Source organism: Mesorhizobium sp. M2A.F.Ca.ET.067.02.1.1, assembly GCF_004023285.1.
Lineage (GTDB): Bacteria > Pseudomonadota > Alphaproteobacteria > Rhizobiales > Rhizobiaceae > Mesorhizobium.
Genome location: NZ_RZSB01000989.1, coordinates 1 through 1,840 on the forward strand (window position 1 = coordinate 1; position 1,840 = coordinate 1,840).

Consider the following 1,840-nt stretch of genomic DNA (forward strand, 5'->3'; position numbering starts at 1 on the left):
ACCTGAGTCAGCCCTATTCCACCGAAACATCCTATTTTACCGAGACGCTCGGACCGCCCTCGACCGCCAACACAAGGCGCCGGTTGGTGATGCGGGCCAGTTGCACCAGCCGTCCGGCGGGGCGCTCGCCATAAAGGTCGGAAAGCGAGGCTGGCAGCACCAGCGCCAGCGCGCCGTTGCCACGGCTTTCCCATTTCAGCCGCGGCATGACGCCCGGCATCGCCGCCGTCAGCAGATAGACCACGCGCATCATCGCCGCCAGAACGCGGGCGCGTTCCAGAAGGCGCGGCGGCGCCAGCGCCTTGATCTCGGGCGCGATGCCGTCGTTGAAGATGCCGTCATGGCGGTAGGCGTTGGCCAGGGCCAGATAGGCGCGGCCGGGATGGTCGACGCCGATGAAGGAGGCATGCGCGATGATGTTGAGCGACTGCCTGCCGCGATATTCTGGATGCGCGCGCCATCCGATATCGGCGAGCAGGCAGGCGGCATGGCGGTAGCGCGTTTCGTCTTCCGTCTCGTCGATGCCGAAGGCCTTGAATGCCTTGCCGGTCCATTCGACAAGGTCATGCGCGTGGTGCACCGAGCGCGAGCGCAACAGCGCCAGTTCCTCGGCCGCCGAGATCAGCGGGTCAGCCTTCTGCTCCTCGGGGTCGAGCAGCGAATAGAGAAAACCCTCGCGCACGCCTTGCGCCGAGACGATGATCTTCGAGGGCTGCATCGCCGCCATGATCTCCTGCAGCACGACGGCGCCGTAGGGCAGCAGCGAGCGGCGGTTCTTGGAGACGCCTTCGATGCCCCTCACCTTCTCGACCTCGCCCTTGGCCACCTGCCTGAGGAAGGTCTGCGCGCTGTCGGCCGAAATCTCGTAGTGATGCATGATGCCGAGCGGGTAGTTGGTCATCTCCATATGCAGCCTGGCAAGGTTTCGCCAGGTGCCGCCGACGGCATAAAAGACCCTGCCTTGCCCGCCCTTGAGCAGCTTTGCCCGCGCCAGTTCCTGACGCGCGATCTTCTGCGCCTGCACCAGCGAGTTCTTGGCCATATCCTGCAGGCGCAGGCCGCCGAGCGGTAGCGTGATGCCGTCGCCGATCGCCTCTCGGTTGATGTCGATCAGCTCGAGGCTGCCGCCGCCGAGGTCACCGGCGATGCCGTTGGCCGGATGGAAACCGGAAATGACGCCAAGCGCCGAATAATAGGCTTCCTGGCGGCCGGTGAGCACGCGGATCTCGGTCTTCAGCACATCCTCGGCGCGGTGGATGAAATCGGGACCGTTGATGGCCTCGCGCGCGGCGGCGGTGGCCAGCACATACATGTGCTCGGCGCCCGCCTGATCCGACAGCGCGCGGAAGCGGCGGAACTCCTCCATCGAGCGCGTCACGGCCTCGGGATCGAGCTTGCCCGTCGAAACGATGCCGCGGCCGAGGCCGGCCAGCATCTTTTCGTTGAACAGCAGCGAGGGCGAGCGCGCCAGCCCTTCATAGACGACAAGGCGGATCGAGTTCGACCCTATGTCGATGATCGACAGTGGCCGCCGGTCCTGAAGCCGGCCCTGGGAAACTGCAATCACGCGGCGCTGTTCTTCTTGCGGCGTTTGAACTGGGCGATGCGCTTGGGCGCATGCGATTTCAGCGCGTCACCCCGTCCGGAGAGGCTCGGATTGGTCATGAAATATTCCTGCGCGTTGAACGGCTCCTCGCCCTCCTCCAGCGCAACGCGCCGGGAGGTGCCGTCAGCCAATACTTCGAAACTTTGCTGGTTGTCCATGATGTTGCCCAGCATGATCTGGCCAAGCACCTGTTCATGCACAGTTGGATTGGTGATCGGCACCAGGGTCTCGACG

The 1,840-nt window shown here is 64.7% G+C and carries 1 protein-coding gene and 1 pseudogene; both read right to left on the reverse strand.

The genetic code is table 11. The features are described 5' to 3' along the window. Positions 1-31 precede the first annotated feature (31 nt). On the reverse strand, positions 32-1,567 hold the full coding sequence (ppx, locus tag EOA28_RS34545) for an exopolyphosphatase (protein WP_128315786.1): 1,536 nt from the start codon (positions 1,565-1,567) through the stop codon (positions 32-34). After that, a pseudogene (locus EOA28_RS34550) lies at positions 1,564-1,840 on the reverse strand (RNA degradosome polyphosphate kinase); the annotation flags it as partial. The gene ppx and the pseudogene EOA28_RS34550, both read right to left, overlap by 4 nt.